Origin of the sequence: Roseinatronobacter sp. S2 (assembly GCF_029581395.1) — a bacterium.
Classification (GTDB): domain Bacteria; phylum Pseudomonadota; class Alphaproteobacteria; order Rhodobacterales; family Rhodobacteraceae; genus Roseinatronobacter.
Window position 1 is genome coordinate 1,083,350 of the sequence record NZ_CP121113.1, and the last position, 21,639, is coordinate 1,104,988.

General features: G+C 59.0%; 22 protein-coding genes and 2 riboswitches. Of the genes, 11 read left to right on the forward strand and 11 right to left on the reverse strand.

What is annotated here, in order from left to right; translation table 11 throughout:
• The gene (locus P8S53_RS05025) at positions 1–1,083 is read left to right on the forward strand and encodes an amino acid ABC transporter permease (protein ID WP_277806062.1); all 1,083 of its coding nucleotides are present in this window, start codon (positions 1–3) and stop codon (positions 1,081–1,083) included.
• Positions 1,080–1,823 carry an amino acid ABC transporter ATP-binding protein gene (locus P8S53_RS05030; RefSeq protein ID WP_277806063.1) on the forward strand — a complete coding sequence of 248 codons (744 nt, stop codon included), beginning with the start codon at positions 1,080–1,082 and terminating at the stop codon, positions 1,821–1,823. Before P8S53_RS05025 ends, P8S53_RS05030 begins: the two co-directional genes overlap by 4 nt.
• A gap of 739 nt (positions 1,824–2,562) precedes the next feature.
• On the opposite strand, the gene P8S53_RS05035 is transcribed toward P8S53_RS05030, so the two are convergent.
• Entirely contained in the window at positions 2,563–2,853 is a 291-nt protein-coding gene (locus P8S53_RS05035) for a hypothetical protein (RefSeq protein WP_277806064.1), read from the reverse strand.
• A 72-nt stretch (positions 2,854–2,925) separates the two neighbouring features.
• A complete protein-coding gene (locus P8S53_RS05040; RefSeq protein WP_277806065.1) occupies positions 2,926–3,225 on the reverse strand; it encodes a hypothetical protein in 300 nt (99 codons plus the stop codon).
• A gap of 197 nt (positions 3,226–3,422) precedes the next feature.
• On the opposite strand from P8S53_RS05040, the gene P8S53_RS05045 reads away from it, so the two are divergent.
• Positions 3,423–4,550 carry an FAD-binding oxidoreductase gene (locus tag P8S53_RS05045; protein ID WP_277806066.1) on the forward strand — a complete coding sequence of 376 codons (1,128 nt, stop codon included), beginning with the start codon at positions 3,423–3,425 and terminating at the stop codon, positions 4,548–4,550.
• A 302-nt stretch (positions 4,551–4,852) separates the two neighbouring features.
• On the opposite strand, the gene P8S53_RS05050 is transcribed toward P8S53_RS05045, so the two are convergent.
• The 4 genes from P8S53_RS05050 to nrdH all read right to left on the reverse strand — a co-directional run bounded on the left by P8S53_RS05050 (position 4,853) and on the right by nrdH (position 9,336).
• Positions 4,853–5,254, reverse strand: a complete 402-nt coding sequence (locus P8S53_RS05050; RefSeq protein ID WP_277806067.1) for a hypothetical protein — start codon at positions 5,252–5,254, stop codon at positions 4,853–4,855.
• 289 nt (positions 5,255–5,543) lie between these two features.
• Positions 5,544–6,518, reverse strand: a complete 975-nt coding sequence (gene nrdF / locus P8S53_RS05055) for a class 1b ribonucleoside-diphosphate reductase subunit beta (protein WP_277806068.1) — start codon at positions 6,516–6,518, stop codon at positions 5,544–5,546.
• A gap of 52 nt (positions 6,519–6,570) precedes the next feature.
• Positions 6,571–9,111 (reverse strand): class 1b ribonucleoside-diphosphate reductase subunit alpha, encoded by a 2,541-nt coding sequence (gene nrdE, locus P8S53_RS05060; protein ID WP_277806069.1) that lies wholly within the window; start codon positions 9,109–9,111, stop codon positions 6,571–6,573.
• A gap of 3 nt (positions 9,112–9,114) precedes the next feature.
• Positions 9,115–9,336, reverse strand: coding sequence for a glutaredoxin-like protein NrdH (gene nrdH, locus P8S53_RS05065; RefSeq protein WP_277806680.1), 222 nt, complete (start codon positions 9,334–9,336; stop codon positions 9,115–9,117).
• A gap of 101 nt (positions 9,337–9,437) precedes the next feature.
• Positions 9,438–9,638: riboswitch (cobalamin riboswitch) on the reverse strand.
• Between the two features lie 81 nt (positions 9,639–9,719).
• A riboswitch (cobalamin riboswitch) is annotated at positions 9,720–9,914 on the forward strand.
• A gap of 169 nt (positions 9,915–10,083) precedes the next feature.
• Between nrdH and P8S53_RS05070 the strand changes: the two genes are divergently transcribed.
• The 6 genes from P8S53_RS05070 to P8S53_RS05095 are packed head-to-tail and all read left to right on the forward strand — an operon-like array spanning position 10,084 to position 15,112.
• Positions 10,084–11,094, forward strand: coding sequence for an ABC transporter substrate-binding protein (locus P8S53_RS05070; RefSeq protein ID WP_277806070.1), 1,011 nt, complete (start codon positions 10,084–10,086; stop codon positions 11,092–11,094).
• Positions 11,095–11,096: 2 nt separating this feature from the next.
• On the forward strand, positions 11,097–12,134 hold the full coding sequence (locus P8S53_RS05075; protein ID WP_277806681.1) for an iron ABC transporter permease: 1,038 nt from the start codon (positions 11,097–11,099) through the stop codon (positions 12,132–12,134).
• The gene (locus P8S53_RS05080; RefSeq protein WP_277806071.1) at positions 12,131–12,904 is read left to right on the forward strand and encodes an ABC transporter ATP-binding protein; all 774 of its coding nucleotides are present in this window, start codon (positions 12,131–12,133) and stop codon (positions 12,902–12,904) included. The genes P8S53_RS05075 and P8S53_RS05080 overlap by 4 nt, the downstream gene beginning before the upstream one ends.
• The gene (locus P8S53_RS05085) at positions 12,901–13,323 is read left to right on the forward strand and encodes a pseudoazurin (protein WP_277806072.1); all 423 of its coding nucleotides are present in this window, start codon (positions 12,901–12,903) and stop codon (positions 13,321–13,323) included. The genes P8S53_RS05080 and P8S53_RS05085 overlap by 4 nt, the downstream gene beginning before the upstream one ends.
• A complete protein-coding gene (locus P8S53_RS05090) occupies positions 13,320–14,087 on the forward strand; it encodes a class I SAM-dependent methyltransferase (protein WP_277806073.1) in 768 nt (255 codons plus the stop codon). Before P8S53_RS05085 ends, P8S53_RS05090 begins: the two co-directional genes overlap by 4 nt.
• A gap of 11 nt (positions 14,088–14,098) precedes the next feature.
• Positions 14,099–15,112 carry an ABC transporter substrate-binding protein gene (locus P8S53_RS05095; RefSeq protein WP_277806074.1) on the forward strand — a complete coding sequence of 338 codons (1,014 nt, stop codon included), beginning with the start codon at positions 14,099–14,101 and terminating at the stop codon, positions 15,110–15,112.
• Between the two features lie 307 nt (positions 15,113–15,419).
• Here P8S53_RS05095 and P8S53_RS05100 read toward each other — a convergent pair whose 3' ends face one another.
• Complete coding sequence (locus P8S53_RS05100; RefSeq protein ID WP_277806075.1) at positions 15,420–16,091, reverse strand: DJ-1/PfpI family protein; 672 nt, start codon at positions 16,089–16,091, stop codon at positions 15,420–15,422.
• An 85-nt stretch (positions 16,092–16,176) separates the two neighbouring features.
• Here P8S53_RS05100 and P8S53_RS05105 point away from each other — a divergent pair, with 85 nt between their 5' ends.
• Both P8S53_RS05105 and P8S53_RS05110 read left to right on the forward strand, forming a co-directional pair.
• Entirely contained in the window at positions 16,177–17,145 is a 969-nt protein-coding gene (locus tag P8S53_RS05105; protein ID WP_277806076.1) for a GlxA family transcriptional regulator, read from the forward strand.
• Between the two features lie 71 nt (positions 17,146–17,216).
• Entirely contained in the window at positions 17,217–17,729 is a 513-nt protein-coding gene (locus P8S53_RS05110; RefSeq protein ID WP_277806682.1) for a GNAT family N-acetyltransferase, read from the forward strand.
• 98 nt (positions 17,730–17,827) lie between these two features.
• Here the strand turns inward: P8S53_RS05110 and fabF are convergent, their stop codons facing one another.
• From fabF to P8S53_RS05130, 4 genes are all read right to left on the reverse strand, one after another.
• Positions 17,828–19,099, reverse strand: coding sequence for a beta-ketoacyl-ACP synthase II (gene fabF, locus P8S53_RS05115; protein WP_277806077.1), 1,272 nt, complete (start codon positions 19,097–19,099; stop codon positions 17,828–17,830).
• Between the two features lie 76 nt (positions 19,100–19,175).
• Positions 19,176–19,595, reverse strand: coding sequence for a MarR family winged helix-turn-helix transcriptional regulator (locus P8S53_RS05120; protein ID WP_277806078.1), 420 nt, complete (start codon positions 19,593–19,595; stop codon positions 19,176–19,178).
• A 584-nt stretch (positions 19,596–20,179) separates the two neighbouring features.
• Positions 20,180–20,500, reverse strand: coding sequence for a hypothetical protein (locus tag P8S53_RS05125; protein WP_277806079.1), 321 nt, complete (start codon positions 20,498–20,500; stop codon positions 20,180–20,182).
• Complete coding sequence (locus P8S53_RS05130) at positions 20,478–20,825, reverse strand: hypothetical protein (RefSeq protein WP_277806080.1); 348 nt, start codon at positions 20,823–20,825, stop codon at positions 20,478–20,480. Before P8S53_RS05130 ends, P8S53_RS05125 begins: the two co-directional genes overlap by 23 nt.
• Between the last annotated feature and the right edge of the window lie 814 nt (positions 20,826–21,639).

The following is a 21,639-nucleotide window of genomic DNA, read 5'->3' on the forward strand; positions in this document are numbered from 1 at the left end:
ATGAAAATTGGCGAAACCAATGTGCCGGGGATGGTCCCGCCGCCAAGGCCGCGACAGAGCTGGCGGACATTGTTCTTTGGCGACTGGCTGTCGATCTGTCTGACCATCCTGTCAGTGCTGATTATCATCAGTCTGATCCCCGCATTCAGATGGGCGGTTCTTGACGCCACATGGCCAGGCGGCACACCGGAGGCCTGTCGCACGGGCGGCGCCTGCTGGGCCTTTGTGGGCGCGAAGTCACGCCTCATCCTTTTCGGCCTGTATCCGCCGCAATATCAGTGGCGGGCGACCATCGTAATCGTGCTGATCATCGCAATGGTGCTTACATCGCTGTCACCACGCTTTTGGGGCGCGCGCCTTGCAGTGCTGTGGGTCGGGGGCATCCTGCTGATGCTTTTGCTGATGGGCGGGGGCTATTTCGGGCTGGACCGCGTGCCGACATCTCAATGGGGTGGCCTGCCGGTTATTCTGATGCTGGCAGTTCTGTCGCTGGGGATCGGCTTTCCCATCGCGATCCTGTTGGCGCTCGGGCGGCGCGGGTCGCTGCCAGTGACGCGCGCAATCTGCACATTCATTATCGAATTGGTGCGTGGTCTGCCACTTGTCGGGCTGTTGTTCGTCGCGGCCATTCTGCTGCCGCTGTTCCTGCCGCCGGACTGGACAATCGACAAATTGTTCCGCACGCTGGTTGCATTAACCATCTTTTCGTCGGCCTATCTCGCCGAAGTGGTCCGCGGCGGTTTGCAAGGGCTGGACAAGGGGCAAGGCGAGGCGGCCCGCGCGTTGGGCATACCTTACTGGAAAATGGTCTGGCATATCATCTTGCCGCAGGCGATCCAGAACGTGATTCCGCCACTGACAAACACCGCAATCGTCATGGTCAAAAATACCTCACTGGTGCTGATCGTCGGTATCTTCGACATGCTTAGTGCCGCGCGCAGCGCGTCAACTGATCCGACATGGCCAGCCCCATCGACCGAAGGCTATCTGTTTGTCGCCGCGATTTATTTCGCCATCTGTGCTGCGATTTCGATCTATGCACGCCACCTTGAAAACCGCGTCCGCGCCCGGAGCCACTCATGACCAATACCCACAAAGCCATCACAGTGAATGGCCTTCAAAAATTCTACGGCGACTTTCACGCGCTCAAGAATATTGATTTTCACGTCGAACAGGGCGAGCGGGTGGTGATCTGTGGGCCATCCGGGTCTGGCAAATTGACGTTGATCCGCTGTCTGAACCGGCTTGAAGAACATCAGGCCGGTGAAGTCCGGGTTCAGGGAATCGAACTTGGCGACAATATCCGCAATCTGGATGCCATCCGCCGCGAGGCAGGTATGGTATTTCAGCATTTCAATCTCTTTCCGCATCTGAGCGTCAAGGAAAACTGTGCGCTGCCGCAAATCCTGTCACGGGGCATCAAACGCCCTGCAGCAGAGAAAAAGGCCTGTGATGTTCTGGACCGGGTGCATATCCTTGATCAGGCTGACAAATTCCCCGGCCAATTGTCGGGCGGCCAACAGCAGCGTGTCGCTATCGCCCGGGCGCTTTGCATGGAGCCGAAAATCATGCTGTTCGACGAGCCGACCTCAGCGCTTGATCCTGAAATGATCCGTGAGGTGCTGGATGCCATGATTGATCTTGCCAAAGGCGGCATGACGATGGTCGTGGTCACCCATGAAATGGGTTTCGCGAAAGAAGTCGCTGATCGTGTAGTTTACATGGAGGCGGGTGAAATCGTGGAAACGGCACCGCCGGACGTTTTCTTCCGCACCCAGAAAGACGACAGAACCAGGCGGTTCCTGTCCCGCATATTAACATAACCCCATGTGCATGAGGTAGGGCCCACCCCCCTGGTCCGGGCCGTTGCGAAGCTCAGGCCACGCAAGTCGGGGGCTTGGATTCAGATTGACGTAGACGGCCGGTACCAGCCCGCCGAGTGATTTGAGTGACTGTCGCGCTATATGGCGGGACCATGTCGGGAACATCTTGATGCGAGCTTTACATTAAAACCTTCTGTGGTTGCCGCCCGTAGCGCAAGAAGTTTTTGACCCTATTAGCGTGTGATCGAGTGCGGTCTTCTGTAATGCCTCAAGACACGGCATTTCCAGAAGCCGCAGGCCGGGATGGTGATCGGTGGATCAGGTCCAAATCTCGCATGCGTACTTGTTGCACTCAGCTTTTGTCTGGTTTTCCCAAGCCGGATCTATTCGATCAATTTGCCCATTCAGGTCGTCGTCTTCTCACACCCCTTGACACCGTCGCGGGCAGTTTGGCATACGAATTAGGTGATCACGACCCAGCAATACGCCCATGTGCCGACACGCTTGATCCGTGATACGGGGGCAGTCCCTTCGAGACGCTGGCTCGGCCTGGAGGGCAATACGCCCTACCGACACCGGATTAGAACACGCGGGGAGCGTGCCCCGACCCAGTGCATGAGTTGTCCTATGTTCCGGGCGGAAAAAAGCAGCACTTGCGGAAGGATTAGTCAGCGCAATCGCGGCCAAAGCTTTTCCGAAACAGCCCTCGATTAGGCGCTTCGCCAAGCGCTGTGAGGGCTCACGGCAGCAAGGTGATCTCGCCTCCGATCAGCGCCTTCTGGAAATCGGTGAACAGTATATCGGCGACCACGTCCCATGTGCCACCCTGCGGCAGATGGACGGGACCCGCCTGCCACAGTCCCTCCTCTGTGCGCGTCGCGCGCAGCTCAATCGGCTCCAACCCCTCGGCGGGGCGGCTGAAGAACAGCGTGATCTCCAGTGGTGTGAAGGGCTGAAAATCGCCGTCAAGTGGAACAATTTCGACCCGGTTCTGGCCCGGCCTGCCGGGGATGAGGGCGATGTCGGCCATGGCCGTGGGGCCGTGCAGGTGTAGCTCGACGCGGGTTTCGGGGGCATCGGCCATAGCGCGGGGAAGCAGACTTCAGACGAAAGAGGTAGTCGGCCCGCGCACAAGGGGGCCGCGCGGCGCATGCGCATTGGCGAGAAGATGACTTGCGCGCGGCAGCGCGAGGGTCGCAATCCGCAGAGATGTTCCCGCTTGCGGTCCGTCCTGCCCAGTGATGCAAAGATCATCCAGCGCACCGCCCATCTGCACATAGGCGGCCAGCATCCGATCATCAGCGGTGGCGGGGGCATGCTGATGACCAAAGCCCAGAACCATCAATCCTAGCGCAACAAGCGCAACGGAAAATCGGTTCGCTATGGTTTGGGTCAGCTGCATCTTGTTCAGATACTGTGGTTTTTTGATCGGAACAAGCTTTTGTCATCGGTTAAGATTTTTCCTATAAGTTCATGGTCTCGTCGCGTCCTCGTTGTGGCCGCAACGGAATAGTGCAGAACCAGACATCCGGCCTTGCCGCAGGGTTTTGAATCGGGCAATCTCGCCCGAGAATTCAGAACTTTTTGAGAGCTTACTGGATGAAACTTGCGGTCGTCGGACGTGGGCTCATTGGTGCAGCTGCAGCGCGCCATCTGGCCGGAATGGGCCATGAGGTTGCGTTGATCGGGCCCGATGAGCCCGCGAACTTTGCGCGCCATGATGGCGTGTTCGGCAGCCATTTTGATGAGGGGCGGATCACCCGAAGCCTGGATTCAAACCCTTTCTGGAGCGAAGTGAACCGCGCCTCGATCGCGCGCTACGACGAGATTACGGCGCAAAGCGGCGTGGACTTTTACTGGGAAGTCGGCGCGCTGCATATCGGCCTCGCCGAGGACGAAGACATCGCCGCCATCGGCAGGATCGCCGCCGAAGCGGGCATTCCCTGCGAAGCCTATACTGACGCGGAACTGGCCGTGCGGTTTCCGTATCTCGCCATCGCCGCCGGAACGAGGGGGTATTTCGAGCCGCGCAATGCCGGTTATATCAGCCCGCGCCGCCTTGTCCGGGCACAGACCATCGCCGCCGAACGCTTTGGGACGCGGATCATCAATGCAACCGCTCTGGGGATTTCGGAAAGCGCCTCGGGCGTGACGATCCGGACGACATCGGGCGATGTCTGGGCCGCGCGCGCCCTTGTTGCGGCGGGCGGACATACCGAATCCCTGCTCGAGCAATCGTTGGGGTTCACGGTCTTTGCGCGCACGGTCGCATTGTTCCGGCTTGGTGCGGCAGAGGTGCAGCGCCTGTCCGACATGCCATCAATCCGGTGTTTTGGGCCCAAGGGCGAGACACCCTATATCCTGCCGCCAATCCCCTATCCGGACGGCCAGACATGGCTGAAGCTCGGGGGCGATCCGGTGGACACACAGCTTGAGAACGAGGCAGAAATAAAAGACTGGTTCCGCTCGGGTGGCTCTGGCGTTGTAGCCGATATGCTTGAACAGCAGATTCTTGCCCGTATCCCCGCTCTCGCAATTGAAGAGCGCCGCGCGGTGCCTTGCATGACCACTTTCACCAGATCAGGCCTTCCCTGCATCGGCCCCTTGTCCGAGCACGTTTCGGTCGCATCCGGCGGTTGCGGTGCGGGTGCCAAATGTTCGGACGAACTCGGCAGGCTTGGTGCCATGGCGCTGTTGGGCGAGGTCAGGCAGGAGCTTGCACCGTGATCCGCGTTGGCGCTGATCCGGAACCCTTGGTGGGACCGGAGTTGGTCGTGCGCGGCCCTCTTCTGCCGTTCAGCTTGGCTCACATGCCGCGGTGCCGCTTCATCAAACCGGACACACGGGCATCGCGCAGCAATTATTGATATTGAATGTCGCTGATGCGGGACCTTCCGGTCATTGGTTGCAAGCGCTCAGGCTTCGTTCGAGAAAGCGGCATCCCAGGCGCTGTTGGGCAAGAGCGGTCGTTCGCTCCAGTGAAGGCGACGATCAACCGTGAGCGCTTTGCTGCTGTTAGCGGATCTTTCTCATTGAGGCGTGTTCGCGAAAACTTTGAACCGAAACCCGTTCCACGTTGGCCCTGAATACCTTTCCCTAATCTTCCAGGTTTTGTCGAATGGTTCTTCGAGAACCGACCTAAACCAGCCGTAACGAATGCGATATCGACCGGAGAGGATACCGTCCATATCTTCAATAAAACCATCGAAAGCTTCTGGACAAGGAAAGGCACTACCGCCGAAAAACTCACCGACGCCAAACGAGATTTCATCAATGTTCCCAAAACACATCCAAACTTTCTCTTGCAAACCAATTTGGCGATCATAAACAACACAAATGTCGCCATCGTCATAAGTTTTTCGCTCGCATATGAGATTGAACCTCCGTCCAAACCCAGAGAAAATCTCTTCTGCCTGCTCGGACAAATTCATTTGTCTTCCATTGTCTAATCTTGCCGCTCCTGCCAATATGCAACGTTGCAACAATCGTGTCGAGATTGCACTCCTACGTCGTGCAGGCCATCACTCAGCGGCGGTTTCCGTGACACGGGGTATTCCGACGTAAAAGCACCGCGACGACTCTCTCTGCCGGGGCACACTGACGTCACCACACAAGGTTCGGTTCAACAAAAGACTCTGTGCTGCTTAACCGTTTGAAACCGGCTGAAGAACATGAATTCTGTCAGTCGCGCATGCAAAAGCGTATGCTCCGATCCGGTGGTCAGAAATCCCAGTCTGCATCCTCTGTCGCGACGGTTTTGCCGATCACATAGGACGACCCAGAGCCAGAGAAGAAGTCGTGGTTTTCGCTGTCGGGGCTGAGGGCTGCAAGGATGGCGGGGTTTACCTCGCAGGCGGCAGGGGGAAACAGCGCCTCATAGCCAAGGTTCTGCAACGCCTTGTTGGCATTGTAATGCAGGAAAGCCTTCACTTCCTCGGTCAGGCCGATGCCGTCATAAAGTTCCTCGGCATAGCGGGCCTCAATCTCATAAAGGTCAAACATCAGCGCGAAGGCGAAATCCTTCAGCGCGGCGCGTTCCCCCTCGGACAGGTGTTCGGCGGCACGCTGAAACTTGTAGCCAATATAATAGCCGTGGATTGCCTCGTCGCGGATAATCAGGCGGATAAGGTCGGCGGTGTTGGTCAGCTTGGCGCGGCTTGACCAGTACATCGGCAGATAAAAGCCCGAATAAAACAGGAAGGATTCAAGGAATACACTGGCGATCTTGCGCTTCAGCGGGTCTGCACCCGCCTGATATTCGTCAAGGATCAGCCGCGCCTTGGCTTGCAGATGCGGGTTTTCTTCGGACCAGCGGAATGCCTCGTCCACTTCTTTGGTCGAACACAGTGTCGAGAAGATGGATGAATAAGACCGCGCATGCACGGCCTCCATGAAGGCGATATTGGTCAGCACCGCTTCTTCATGCGGGGTCTGCGCATCAGGCAGCATTGCAGGCGCGCCAATCGCGTTCTGGATCGTGTCCAGCAATGTCAGGCCGGTGAACACACGAATGGTCAGGGCCTGTTCTTCGGGGCGCAGGGTGGCCCAGCTTTGCACGTCATTGGACAGCGGCACCTTTTCGGGCAGCCAGAAATTGACGGTCAGGCGGTTCCAGACTTCCAGATCCTTGTCATCTTCAAGGCGGTTCCAGTTGATCGCGCGGGGAATGGCGCGGGTGTCGATGGTATCTTTCATAGCGGGCCTCGCAGAGATTTCAGGAAGAATGTGCGCTGGTTTTTCGCCCGTTTCACAGCGCGCAGGAAACGCAGCCCTGCACTTCCGTCCCTTCAAGGGCGGTCTGGCGCAGGCGCACATAGTAGATGGTCTTGATGCCCTTCTTCCACGCCAGAATTTGCGCGCGGTTGATGTCGCGGGTGCTTGCCTCGGCGGGGAAGAACAGCGTCAGCGACAGGCCCTGATCGACATGCTCGGTCGCTGCCGCATAGGTGTCGATGATCGCATCAGGGCCGATTTCATAGGCGTCGCGATAGAATTCCAGATTGTCATTGGTCATAAACGGCGCGGGATAATAGACGCGGCCGATCTTGCCTTCCTTGCGGATTTCAATCTTCGACACGATCGGGTGGATCGAGGAGGTCGAGTTGTTGATATAGCTGATCGATCCGGTCGGCGGCACGGCTTGCAGGTTACGGTTATACAGCCCGTCCTGCATCACGGCTTCTTTCAGGGCGGCCCAGTCGGCACGTGTCGGCAGGACAATCCCGGAACGGTCGAACAGCGCACGGATGGTTTCGGTTTCGGGCAGCCAGTCGCGGGTGGTGTATTTCGCAAAGAACGACCCGTCAGCGTATTTTGACTGCGCGAAGCCTGCAAAACTGCGCCCTTTTTCGCGCGCAAGGGCGTTTGACGCGCGCAGCGCGTGATAGGCGACTGTCGCAAAATAAACCCCGGTAAAGTCAACGCCTTCGGGGCTGCCGTAATGAATACGCTCGCGCGCAAGGAACCCGTGCAGGTTCATTTGGCCAAGCCCAACGGCATGCGCTTCATCATTGCCGCGGCGGATGGATGGCACGCTTTCGATGGCTGACATTTCCGACACGGCAGTCAGCGCGCGGATTGCAGCTTCGATGGTTGTGCCGAAATCCGGCCCGTCCATGGCTGCCGCGATATTCAGCGACCCCAGATTGCAGGAAATATCCGTGCCAAGATGACGATAGCTGAGATCGTCATTGAATTCCGACGCTTCGGACACTTGCAGGATTTCCGAACACAGGTTCGACATGGAAATCCGCCCCGCGATGGGGTTGGCGCGGTTCACCGTGTCTTCGAACATGATATAGGGATAGCCGGACTCGAACTGGATTTCCGCCAGCGTCTGGAAAAAGGCGCGCGCGTTGATCTTTTTCTTACGGATGCGTTTGTCGCTGACCATTTCGTCATATTTTTCAGTGACCGAAATATCCGAGAAGGACACGCCATAGACCTTTTCCACGTCATGGGGTGAAAACAGGTACATGTCTTCATTCCGCTTGGCCAATGCGAATGTCACATCTGGAATGACCACGCCAAGGCTTAGTGTCTTGATGCGGATTTTCTCATCCGCGTTTTCGCGTTTTGTGTCCAGAAAGCGCAGGATGTCGGGGTGATGGGCATTCAGATAGACCGCGCCCGCCCCTTGGCGTGCGCCAAGCTGGTTGGCATAGGAAAACGAATCCTCCAGCAATTTCATCACCGGAATAATGCCCGATGACTGGTTCTCAATCCCCTTGATGGGGGCGCCATGCTCGCGGATATTGGTCAGCATCAGGGCCACACCGCCGCCGCGTTTGGACAGTTGCAAAGACGAATTGATGGCGCGGCCGATGGATTCCATGTTGTCCTCGACCCGCAGCAGGAAGCAGGAAATCAACTCGCCCCGGCTTTTCTTGCCAGCGTTCAGAAAGGTGGGGGTTGCGGGCTGGAACCGGCCTGCGATGATTTCTTCCATGAACGCCATGGCCTGCGCCTGATCGCCGCGCGCCAGCGTCAGTGCGACCATCACCACCCTGTCCTCGTAGCGTTCAAGGTAACGGTTCCCGTCGCGGGTTTTCAGCGTGTAGGACGTGTAATATTTGAACGCGCCCAGAAAGGTGGGAAAACGGAATTTCCGCGCATAGGCGGCGTCCCATATCTGGTGCAGGAAAGCGCGCGGATACTGCTCCAGCACCTGCGCTTCATAATAGCCTTCATCCACCAGATACCCCAGCTTCTCGTCAAGGCTGTGGAAGAACACTGTGTTCTGGTTGACATGGCCCAGGAAATACTGCCGCGCGGCCATCCGGTCGGCATCAAACCGGATATGCCCCTGATCATCATACAGGTTCAGCATTGCGTTCAGTGCGTGGTAATCAAGTGTCGGCGCTTTCGCGTCCGTCAGGCTGTTGTCAAGCATTCCATCTCCCAGAATTTTTTGCAGCCCGTCGCGGACGCGGGCGATGTCGGTTTGCGTGCCTGCAAGTTCAAACCGGTAGAGCACGGGTATATTGCATTTGCGCGCGATCACGGTGCCCGCCAGCGCAAAAGTCGCGCCGAAATTGCGGTTGCCGCCAGCGATAACGCCACGGATCAGGGCGCGGCGGGCGGGGTCGTTCAGAAAGTGGATCACCTGTTTCGGGACCGCGCCATTCCCCGCGCCATCGGCATAGGTCGGGCAAATCAGAACAAAGGGCTTGTCGGGATGGGGCATCGCGTCCCCGGCCCCGACCGGAATTCTGGCCGCAGGCAGGCCAAGTGCCTGCACAAAGCGGGCAGTATTGCCGGACCGCGAAGAAAAGTAGACAAGCCCCACCGCTTAGGCCAGTCGGCTGATCAGATCGGGGCGGAACCCTGCCCAGTGGTCTGTGCCCGCAACAACGACGGGAACCTGCCGGTAGCCCAGTTCTGTCACGCGGGTCATGGCATCGTCATTCCTGGTCAGGTCGATCACATTGTAATCAAGGCCGCGCGCTTCCAGTGCGCGCGTGGTTGCAGTGCATTGCACGCAAGCGGGTTTGGAATAAACGGTGATGGTCATGGTCTGGTCCCTTTCATTGTGCTGGGCAAGGGACACCGGACCGGCGGCTGCCTGCGGCAAACCGTCTGTCATGCGCGCCCCCAAGGCCCTCCGCCTTCGGTCGTCATCTCTCGCGCTCTGGCAGGTCTCCTGGCTTGCGGGTCGATGCGCGGCTGGCCTTCCCAGGGGTTCCCCCAGTGGCATGTCAGCTTCACTCGCCGCTTACAGTTGCGGGGGCAGCGCCGGATTTGACCTGATAATCGCACCGGCTTCCCTCTTAGCCCGTGATAGGAGTCGCGGGCACCAAAGCAACTGCATATTGGGGTAGGGGGCGCGTGGATGTCAATATATAGATTTCAACTACGGAATGTAGAAACAGAACGCTTGCAGCCAGTAAATTTTGCGCATACGGATGTGGCGTCGGTTTCCGCAAGGAATCAAAAGGGAATCCGTCGCCGGTTCGCCGGTGAAACGGAACTGCCCCCGCAACTGTAGGCGGCGAGCGTGCAGCGAAATACCACTGTGGCAATTGCCATGGGAAGGTCGCTGTCCGTGATGACCCGTCAGTCAGGAGACCTGCCGACAATGTAGCAACGCGAACCGGGCGGGGTGTCCGGAGAGGTGTCGAATGATTAATTCCCAAAGACGTCCTTTCATGGCCGTCATAGCCAGAACACCTGCACCTGCCAGTCCGGCAGTCACGGCATTCAGCCCATGGGTCGGCAATCCCTCCCTGTCTCCGGTCGTATTATCTCTTGGAGACGACCCATGTTCAGAAGATCACTTGCGGCAGCCAGCTGCGCTGCCCTCTCGCTTGCACTTCCCGTGCAAGCCGACACCGTCTACCCCCTAACGCTGACCAATTGCGGGGTTGAAGTCACATTTGATGCTGCGCCCGAAAGCGTGGTCACTGTCGGACAGGCCGCAACCGAAATCCTGTATTCACTGGGCCTTGGCGACAAGGTTCAGGGCACATCTGTCTGGTTTACGGATGTCCTGCCAGAATTCGAGGTGTTGAATGCCGGTATCGCGCGGATGGCCGATAATGACCCGAGTTTTGAAAGCGTCGTGGCCAAGCGTCCGGGACTGGTGGCCGTGCAGTATGAATGGCATGTCGGCGCGCAGGGAATTGTCGCAACCCGCGAACAATTCGCGGATCTTGGTATCCCGACCTATACATTGCCTGCCGATTGCGTTGGCAAGGATAACACTGCCGGGTCTGATGGCACCCGGCTTGAGATGTATGCGATGGACAGCCTCTATCAGGGAATCATGGAACTGGCGCAGATCTTCGATGTCAGTGAGCGGGGCGAAGCGCTGGTTGCAGATCTGAGAGCGCGCGAGGCGGCCGCGATTGAAAAAGCACAGGCGCTGGATCTTGATGGCGCCTCTGCGGTATTCTGGTTCTCCTCTGCCGAAATGGATATCGACCCCTATGTCGCGGGGCAGGGGGGCGCGCCCGCCTATATGATGCATGCGCTTGGACTTGAGAATGTGGTCCGCAGCGATGAGGAATGGCCTGTCGTAAGCTGGGAATCCATCGCGCGCGCCAACCCGACTGTCATTGTCGCCGCCCGGATGGAACGGCGCCGTTTCGACGCCGATGATATCGACAATAAGCTGGAATTCCTGCGCAGTGATCCTGTCGTCAGCCTGATGGATGCCGTCACGAAGGACAGGATCGTCATTCTGGACGCCCATAGCATGGACCCGTCGATCCGCAATATCGCAGCGCTCGAAACGCTGGCCGAAGCACTGGCAGGGGCTGATCTGCAATGACGATGCAGGCCGCTCCCGCCAGTTCAGCCCTGCGTCCCGTCGCGTACTGGGGCGTCTCGGGAGCGGCCATTCTTCTGGTGGCGATCCTTGCCGGTGTCGTCATCGGCGAAACGCCACTGTCCCTGGCCATGGTCGGCGCTGTCTTTGCAAACAACCTGTGGAACGCCGGGTTCGTTGTCGACCCGATTGATGCCGGCATTATCTGGAGTTACCGCCTGCCGCGCACACTGGTCGCTGCAGCTTGCGGTGCAGGGCTTGCGCTTTCGGGGGTCGTGCTGCAGGCGCTTGTGCGCAATGCGCTGGCCGATCCTTATCTTCTGGGTGTGTCTGCCGGGGCGGGAACCGGTGCTGTTGCGGTCACAATTCTTGGTCTGGGTGGCGGCGCCATCGGCATATCAGCCGGGGCGTTTGGGGGTGCGACGCTGGCCTTTGTGCTGGTCGCGGCACTGGCGCGCGCGGCGGGTGGCGGATCGGCGCAGCTGGTGTTGGCAGGTATTGCCGGATCACAACTTTTCAATGCGCTGACATCTTTCTTCATCGCGAAATCTGCCAATGCAGAACAGGCACGCGGCATCATGTTCTGGCTTCTGGGTAACCTGTCGGGCGTGCGCTGGCCGGATGTGTGGCTGGCCACGCCTGCCGCAGGGTTTGGGCTTCTCGCCTGCCTGTGGTTCACCCGCGCGATGGACGCCTTTTCCTTCGGTGCGTCTTCAGCGGCATCGCTCGGCATTTCGGTGCGTCAGGTGCAGATCGTGTTGATCGGGGCAGTCACGCTGATGACCGCCACAATGGTCAGCCTTGTCGGTTCTATCGGCTTCGTCGGACTGGTAATCCCGCATGCGATGCGATTTGTCGTCGGGTCGCGGCATGGCCTGCTGGTTCCGGCATCGGCTCTGGCGGGGGCGGTGTTCCTGATCGCCGCCGATATCGTATCGCGCATCCTGATCCCGGGGCAGGTGGTGCCCATCGGCGTTGTGACAGCATTGGTCGGCGCGCCCGGCTTTGCAATCATCCTGATCCGCAACAGGAGGCGGCTTTGAGACTTGAAACCCATGATCTCGGGTGGAACGCTGGCGTCCGCCGGATCGTCAATGCGGTGTCGCTGGCAATCCAACCCGGCGAGACATTTGGCCTTGTGGGACCGAACGGATCGGGCAAGTCCACACTGCTGCGTCTGATGGCCGGGCTGGTCCCACGCGCGCAAGGAACGGTGTTGCTGGATGGCCAGCCCATCACGGCGCTGACCCGGCGAGAGGTGGCGCAACGGATCGCCATTGTCGAGCAAATGGCTGACACTTCTGAAGCGCTCACTGTCCGCGATGCGGTTGAACTTGGCCGCACGCCGTGGCTGTCGGCTTTAGCGCCCTTCGGCCCGACGGATACGATGATCGTGGATGAGGCGCTAAGTGCCGTCGGAATGCGCGACATGGCAAGCCACGCATGGTCAACCCTGTCCGGCGGGGAGCGCCAGCGTGTGCATATTGCCCGCGCGCTGGCCCAGCGACCGCGCCTGATGATGCTGGACGAGCCGACGAACCATCTGGACATCCATCATCAACTTTCCCTGCTGCGCCTGATCAGCCGCCTGCCTGTCACGGTCGTCATGGCGCTGCATGACCTGAATCAGGCCATGGCCTGCGACCGGCTGGGGGTGATGCAGGACGGTCATCTTGTCGCCTGTGGCCCCCCGCAAAATGTTCTGACACCGCAACGGATGGCCGCCATTTTCCGCGTCCGCGCGACGCCGCTCTGCGATCCCGCCGACAATGCCACGATTTTCCGTTTTCACAATCTGGAGGAGTCTTCATGAAATACTTAGCCGCATTTTTCCTCGGTTGGCTGGCCGTCAGCCCCGCCCTGGCCGAGACCCATGAAGTCAAGATGTATTCGCGTAACGAACATGGGCCGATGATCTATGAACCCGAATTCCTGAACATCGAACCGGGCGACAGCGTTCGGTTTATCCCCACCCAGTCCGGCCATAATGCCGAAACGATTGCCACCATGATCCCGGCAGGTGCAGAGCCCTTCAGAAGCCGGATCAACGAGGATTTTACCGTCACCCTTACCGAACCCGGCCTCTATGGCATCAAATGCACCCCGCATTATGCTATGGGAATGGTGATGCTGATCGAGGTTGGTGAACCAACTGCGCGCGCGCTTCCGCAAGACCTGCCGGAACGCGCCCGTGAACGGTTCGAAACGATTTTGAAGGCCGCGGCACAGTGACAGCAAACCATGATCTGGTCGAGGATATTCGCGATTACTGGTCGCGGCGCGCGCAGACCTTTGATCTGGCTTTCGGGCATCATATCGCGCCGGGGCCAGAGGCTGCCGCATGGGCCGCACCGATGGCACATCTGGGGGCTGCGCCCGCGCGCGTGCTGGAACTGGCCTGCGGGACGGGAGAGGTGACGCAGCTTGTTCATGGTCTGGGCCATGATGTGACAGCACTGGATTTTTCGGAACAGATGCTGGCAGTGGCGCGGGCCAAACATGCCGGCAAGCCGCGCCTTCGCTTCATCCTGGCCGATGCGCAGAACACGATGGAGCCGGAGGCAAGTTTTGATGCGATTCTGTGTCGCCATCTGGTCTGGACATTGACCGACCCGCAAGCTGCATTTGCCGAATGGTTCCGGGTTTTGCGCCCCGGTGGGCGACTGCTGGTTTACGATGGCGACTGGACACGGCCGCGCCCTTCCGGGCGGCTGGCGGCGTGGATTCTGGCCCGGTGGGAGCAGATTGCCCCCGATCCTTACTATGACGGCGCCCTGAGCGTGCGCCACGCCGGTATCATGCGGCGGTTGCCGTTCTCGCAAGGACTGACTTTTGCCCGGATTGCACCTGTGTTGCAGCAGGCGGGTTTTGCCGATGTCCGGAAGATTCCGCACGATCCCATCGCCAGGGCACAACGCGCCAACCAGGGTTTGCGCAATCGCCTGCGCACACGGGTCTACCGTCGTTTCATCCTGATCGCAGAAAAACCACATTGAAAGGACAGCCCATGAAAATTTACCCAGCTTTTGCCGCTCTGCTGGTTTCATCGTCTCTGATGTCAGGCGCCGCACAGGCCAACCCGACTGACTATCCGCTGACGATTGAGAATTGTGGCAGAACACTTGTTTTTGAAGAGCCACCTGAGAAGGTGGTCTCCCTTGGGCAAGCCGTCCATGAGATCCTGTTTGCGCTGGATCTGGGCGACAGGATCGCCGGAACTGCCGTCTGGCTTGGACCGTTGCCCGAAGCGTTTCAGGCTGCAAATGCCGGTATTCCCCGCCTCGCTGACGAGGCCCCGGGCTTCGAATCTGTGGTCAGTGTCAAACCCTCGCTGGTGCTGACAGAATTCGAGTGGCATGTCGGCCCTCAGGGTGCGGTTGGCACGCCTGGGCAATTCGCGGATCTGGGAATACAGACATGGCAAGCCCCGATGGATTGCACGGGGAAGGACAATTCCTCGGGCGGCAATGGCAAAAGAATAGAGCCGTTCACAATGGATCAGGTCTATCATGCGATCACGGACCTTGCCGCCATCTTTGATGTGCAGGATCGGGGTGCTGCGCTGATCGCCGGATTGAAGGCACGCGAAGCTGCGGCGATTGCCCGCGCCGCGAAGGCGAAAGATGTGCCTGTGCTGTTCTGGTTCACCAGTCCCGAGATTGACGTGGACGCTTCGGTCGCGGGCAGCAATGGTGCCCCTGCCTATATGCTGAGCAGCCTGAGTGCGCGCAATGTCATCAGCTCTGACGATGAATGGCCATGGGTCAGCTGGGAGACAATCGCCAGATCCGGCCCTTCTGTGATTGTCCTGGCCGGCATGGATCGCCGGTTCAATCAGGGCGACGATGCCGCAAACAAGATCGCGTTTCTGACGCGTGACCCGGTTGCCAGCCAGATCCCTGCCGTGCAGGCCGGGCATTACTTCGTCATGCGCGCCAAGGCGATGAACCCTTCAATGCGCACGATCGACGGGATTGAGGAGCTGGCCGATAAGATCGTCGAGTTTGGTTTGACCCAATAGGCGCTGCGCTGTGCCGCAGACGCGATGGCATAGAGGAGATCGCGGGTTTCGCGGATAGCGTCCACGCTGCGTCTGGTGTGGACGCTCCAAGCCCAAGAGAGCCCGGGGCACCGGCCTTCGCCACGGCGGCACCCATGGCCAGGGTGAAAACGTCGGCCATGGGTGCCCGTATAGTTGGGACGGCGAGAGGAAGATCATCTGGCAAGTCCATGTCAGGCCAATTTGAACCTCGGCTAGTCAAGGTTCAGTGCCGCCAATACAAGTTCCGATCTCAAGACGTAATCCGGTCAATACCTCGTCCTCAGCATTACCGGCTATCCGCAAGGGCCGCGACAATCGCCTCACGCTCCGCGCGGGACTTTGACAGGCGGTCACGGCTGCCGGCCAGTATCTCGGGGCGGGCGCTCTGTGGCGTTCCTGAAGTGAATGGTGGCGCAGGATCGTATTCCAGCCCAAGCTGCACGATTTCTGCCGTATCCCGTCCGAACAGATCGGCGATGATTTCAAGGCCGAAGTCGATGCCCGACGTCACGCCCCCCGCCGTCACAATCGCCCCGTCGCGCACGATCCGGCCAGCGGTCGGAATGGCATCGAAATGATCCAGCAGATCCACCGCATTCCAGTGTGACGTTGCGCGTTTGCCAGCAAGCAGGCCCGCCGCGCCCAGAACCAGTGATCCGGTGCAGACAGACGTCACAAGGCGGCAGGACCGGGCGGCATTGCGCACGAATTGCAGGACAACATCGTCGGTCAGCAGCGGGTTCACACCGCCCCCGCCGGGAATGCAGATCAGATCAAGGGTGGGGCAGGTATCGAATGTCACTGTCGGGGTAATCCAGAACCCGCTGGAGGACCTTAAAGGGGCGGTGTCTTTCCAGATCAGATTTACAGTAACTCCCGGGACAGCGGCAAAGACCTCATATGGTCCGCCAAGATCAAGCTGCTGGATGCCGGGGAAGACGAGGAAACCGATATGCATGGGCGCGCTCCGCTGATGATTGACGTGATCATATTGCACGGCCCATATTGGCCGGGTCGCCAATTTTACCTCGGATCACGCCAAAATGGCCCTTTCAATCGACATTCTTGCCTTTGAGGGCTGTCAGGTTCTGGACGTGACCGGCCCGTTACAGGTCTTTGCCACGGCCAATGATCTGGCAGCGCTTGACGGGCGCCCCACCCCGTATCGCGCGCGCGTCATCGCGCCAGCACCGATGATCACAACATCGTCCGGGCTGTCTATATCCGCCGCGCCGCTCAGCGCTGTTGATGTGCCGCCCGATACCTTGATCGTCGCCGGAGGGCAGGGGACAGAAGCGGCTTGTCGGGACGCAGCCTTGATCAAGGAAATCCGCACCCGCGCCGCCGTGGTGCGCAGGCTTGCATCCGTTTGTAGCGGTGCCTTCCTGCTGGCAACCGCAGGCCTGCTTGATGGGCGGCGCGCGGCGACGCATTGGCAGCGGGGTCCGGAGTTCAGCGCGCGGTTTCCGCAGGTGCGGCTTGATCTGGAACCCATATTCATCCGCGATGGCGCCATCTGGACATCGGCGGGCGTGACCGCCGGGATCGATCTTTGTCTGGCTCTGGTGGAGGACGATCTGGGGCATGCCACGGCGCTGGCCGTTGCGCGCCAGCTTGTTGTCTTCCTCAAGCGTCCGGGGGATCAGGCGCAGTTCAGCGCGCCGCTGGAGCGTCAGTCGCAATCCGGTCCCTTTGCCGCGCTGCATGGCTGGATGGCGGGAAATCTGCACCGTCCCCTGACGCTGGAGATACTGGCCGAACGTGCCGGTATGAGCACGCGCAGCTTTTCGCGGCATTACCGGCGGATCACGGGCCAGACCCCGCAGGCCGCCATCAAGGCCATGCGCTGCGACCTCGCGCGCGATCTGCTGGACAGGCGGCTGTCGGTTTCGGAGGTTGCGCGCCGGTCCGGCATCGGCAGCCCGGAGACATTGCGGCGCGCTTTCCTCAATGCATACGGGCAGACGCCGCTTGCCTATCAAAGGCAATTCGCATCGAACCGCACAGGATGATCCAAAACCTGGCTTTTTGTCGATGACCTTCGCGATCAGGATGAATGGCCGTTAGGGGGTTCCTCTTGGAAATGTTGGCGCATATGCAGGAATCAGGAAGTCTCATGCAAAGGACAAATGACGTGGAAAACGAAATCCATGTTCGAGATGTCATCGAAACCGATTTTGACCAATGGCGGCTACTGTGGGAGCAGTACAACGCGTTCTACGGAAGGACCGGCGCCACGGCGCTCTCCGATGAGATTGTCGTGACAGCGTGGCGTCGGCTCTTGGACCCACGTGAGCCGGTGCATTGTTTGATTGCCGAGTATGAAGATCAGCCGGTTGGGCTGGCGCATTTCATTTTCCATCGCAACATGATCACGATCGAGAACACCTGCTATCTTCAGGACTTGTTTTCGATAGCATCGATGCGGGGTAAAGGTATTGGGCGCCGACTGATTGCAGAATTCTATGAGAGATCAAAGATCGCTGGGACGACTGGAGTCTACTGGCACACCCATTCTTCGAACCAGACCGCAATGAGGCTGTATGACACGATTGCAACGAACACCGGGTTTGTTGTCTACAGAAAGTCGCTTTGACCGCGTTGAATGACAGCGGACCTTCTTGGACAATGCGGCAAAATCCCGGTTTGAGGCCTTAGCCGCCGTTCGCCGAACGTGAGCAGGAAAGGATGATGTCAGACCTCAACCCGGCTGAAGACCAACGCCGCATTCACACCACCAAAGCCGAAGGCGTTTGACAGTACATGGTTCGACCCGGCGGCGCGTGCCCTGCCGCGAACCAGATCGAAACCTGCCGCTGTTTCCATCGGATCGGTGATATTGAGTCCGGCTGGTAACAGTTGATCGCGCAGCACCAACACCGAGAACACCGCCTCAATGGCCCCGGCGGCCCCCAGCATATGCCCGGTCGCCGATTTCGTTGAACTGACCGGGACACCGCCGCCATTCGGGCCGAAGACCCTCTCCAGCGCCGCGAGCTCGGCCGCGTCCCCCACCGGCGTCGATGTGGCATGGGCATTCACATAGCCGATCTGCTCCGGCTCCAGCCCGGCCATGGCCATGGCCATTTCCATCGCCCGGGCAGCCTCGCGGCCGTCCTCCCAACCGGCTGTAACGTGATGAGCGTCAGTGGTGGTGCCATAGCCGGAGAGCACGGCGAGCGGGGTCGCTCGGCGCGCTCTTGCATGGCTGAGCCGCTCGATCACCAGCATCGCCGCGCCCTCGGAAAGCACAAAGCCATCATGCGCACTGTCGAAGGGGCGCGATGCATGAGCCGGATCGTCATTGAAACCGAAAGACAGTGCCCGCGCCGCCGTGAACCCACCGATTGCGACGGGATCTACACAGGCCTCGGCCCCACCGCAAAGCGCAATATCGGCTTCGCCGCTGCGGATCAGCCGCATGGCGTCGCCGATGGCCTGGGCCGAGGCGGCACAGGCAGTGACGGGCGCGCCCGAGGGTCCATGGAAGCCGTAGCGGATTGAAATCTGGCCCGCCGCGAGGTTCGGCAGGAAAGACGGCACAACGAAAGGCGACAGCCTGCGCACCCCTGCAGTGCGGATGGTCTCGGTTGCGCCGGTAATCGCGGGAACGCCACCGACCCCGGTGCCAATCAGGGTCGCTGTGCGCGAGCGAGCCGCCTGATCCCGCGGATGCCATCCCGCCTGACGCAGCGCCTCATCGGCTGCGGCCATGGCGTAATGGATGAAAAGATCGGTCTTGCGGAGTTCCTGCAGTGACATTGCTGCCTCGGGGTCGAAGCCATCCTCTGCCTCGGCTTTTGAAGGCACCAGTCCGGCGATCCGGCATTTCCAGCCCTCGGTATCGAAGCGGTGGTTCAACCTGATCCCGCTTTCGCCTGCCAGCAGACGCCGCCAGGTGGCCTCAACGCCGGAGGCAAGCGGCGTGACAGCCCCAAGGCCAGTTACAACAATCGGATCCAGCATGGCGGGCGCCCTTTCATGTGCAATTGCACTGTGCATATACACTATACTGATCGGACTCAACCCCTCAGTGCAGGCATCACTCCTCGGAAAGCGCTCTGGCGACCCGCAGATAGGTATCCGCCTCGGCTTCTGACACCCGAGAGGTCAGCTCATTCTGCGCCGCCAGCCATTCGCCATGCAGGGAATCCAGCAACAGGTCTCCGGCCTCGGTCAGGGCGCAAAGCCGGGCATTCCCGCTCCCCGCCACCCGGCGCACGAGGCCCTTTTTCTCCAGCAGATCAAGGCTGCGCGTCAGGCTGGTGCGATCCAGCGCAACCTTCTGCGCGAACGCTGCCACCGGCTCGGATGGGTGAAACCGGATCGCGGAGAGCAGGGCGAACTGCTGCACCGTCACGCCATGCGCCTTCAGCCGCTGATCATACCGACGCAACAGGACGCGGGCGGCCGAAACCGTGTTCAGCACTAGGCACTTCGAGAGATTGTCGGCGCTGTCCATAGCGCCGGACCATGGGGCGCGACAGGCTTCCCGTCAAGAACGGAAGGCCGAACCGTTGAGAAAGGGGAAACCCAAACAGCAGCAATGTCCCGCATTGCTGCCAGCCGCGTGTTAATCAGCATGCTGCATCGCCGCAAGTCGGCAAGGATCCCAGCCTGCTCGTTCGTGGGGGTGCAGCGAGTGCCAGTTCGTGATACTTGCCTTCGGTGTCGGATTATGGAGTGCTGATAGTTCAAGCTTTTGGGAGCAGCTTCTTGTGGCAGTCCACGTGATTGACCGATGTGCAGCAGGCATATTCATATCCTTTGTAGCCCAGGGTCGCAGGCGTCGCGCCATGGGTCGCGGCAAAGTCAAGAACGAAGGTGTTGATTTCGGCTAAGGCAACGCCGTGTGACGCAGATCATGTCCACGCATGGACCTTCGGATTTTGGACGCTGCTTACATTAATGTCAGCCTACGTGCTTGGAATATACAGGGTTTGGGGAGGTGATACTCATCGCCACCGTGATCCTACTTTGCGCACGCCGAGGCTTTGCGCCTCGAAGACTGTCCGTACCGCTGAAGCGCCGGACGTTAGGCTAACGCTAACCTTCTCCGTCATCCGCCATCGCCTGGACGATCGTGCCGATCAGAAGCCCCGAGAATGTGATCTGGGCATCGTCTATGTTCGCCGCCATGGTTCCCGGTCGACTGGGCGAGGTGATCAACACTGCAACAATGTCATCTCCGTGCTGCGTCAGGCATACCCTGTCCGACAGCAAGATTGTCTCTGCCTCTCCCTCTTCACCCTCCCTTTCCTGAGAACGTTCGATAACCCCGCAGGCAAGTTCACCCGCCATGGCATCGCCGCCGCCAATGCTGATGGAGAACAGGCGAACCGGGTTAGTCGTGTAGCCATCGCCCAAGGCATTGGTTCCCCCGGGTCAGATTCTCGGACAGCAGGTCCAGCATAGCGCGCTGCGCGGCGGGTGTCGCCCCGGAGGTCTCGGGATTTTCGGCTTGTTCGCCGCGGGGATCGGCCTCCGGCGCAGGAAAGATCCTAAGCGTCGCACGACCGATGGCCTCGCCGTAATATGCGACGAACTGATCATCGAGCAGCGTCCAATCCATGAGCTCCATATCGTTGATATTGTGAGGGATGTAGTCTGCGTAATCCTCTGGGGCTGCCACGACTGAATTCGTTGTCAGAAAGATGGCCACTGCGGTCGTCGCAAGTATCCTTCGAAACATGGGGAAGAACTCCGTTTTTTCGCTGATCACCTGCAACCTAACGCATACAAGCGCGTCCTGGCCACCCTGGCGCCGCATTCTTCTGTTTGGCTGCTGAGGTTACTGCACCGCTAACCTAACTTGGGGTTCCGGGTAATCCGCTACAAACTGGTGATCTGAACTGTCCAGATCGTGTGAGGATGCGCCGAAGCGTGGAGGCACGCTGGGAGTTCTGGCTTGGTTTGTGGGTTTTGTCTGGAGGGAAGGGATGCCATGCCACTCCGGAACCGGATTGATTCCACGTTTTCCGGGTTCAGCACACACAAATAATTGGACGATCCATAAAGTCAGGATAACCCCATACGGTCATCGGTGTGGGGGCCGCAGCACGTTGCTGTCGGTGGGCAGCGGTTACTTCAGGCTGGATCTTGAAGAGGATATCCGATGCGTGAGTTGCGCGACTTCAGTATGTATTAGAAGAAATTTAAAGTCAAAGAATGTTCATTTTGCGAAGTAAATCTGGCCAGAGCTTAACTGAGCGTGAACGTGCTTATCCACATTCATTGACATTAAACTATGCAAGCATTGCATTAAACAGTTGATTTTTGCGTTAAACAATCTTGATCAGATGTTTTGCATATCAAATTAATTTTGAGATGTCGGATGCATGGAACTGGTGGGTTTCAGGGTATTCAGAAGAAGAAAACCAGCTCGAAACCGGAAGAATCTGCGGGCGTTCTGTTCAAAAAAGCTCGTTTTGAAAGTTGCTCAATAACCAAGTGCAGCAAGCCAGTGATAGTTGATCAACTTTCAAAATGAGCTTTTCCGCACAGAT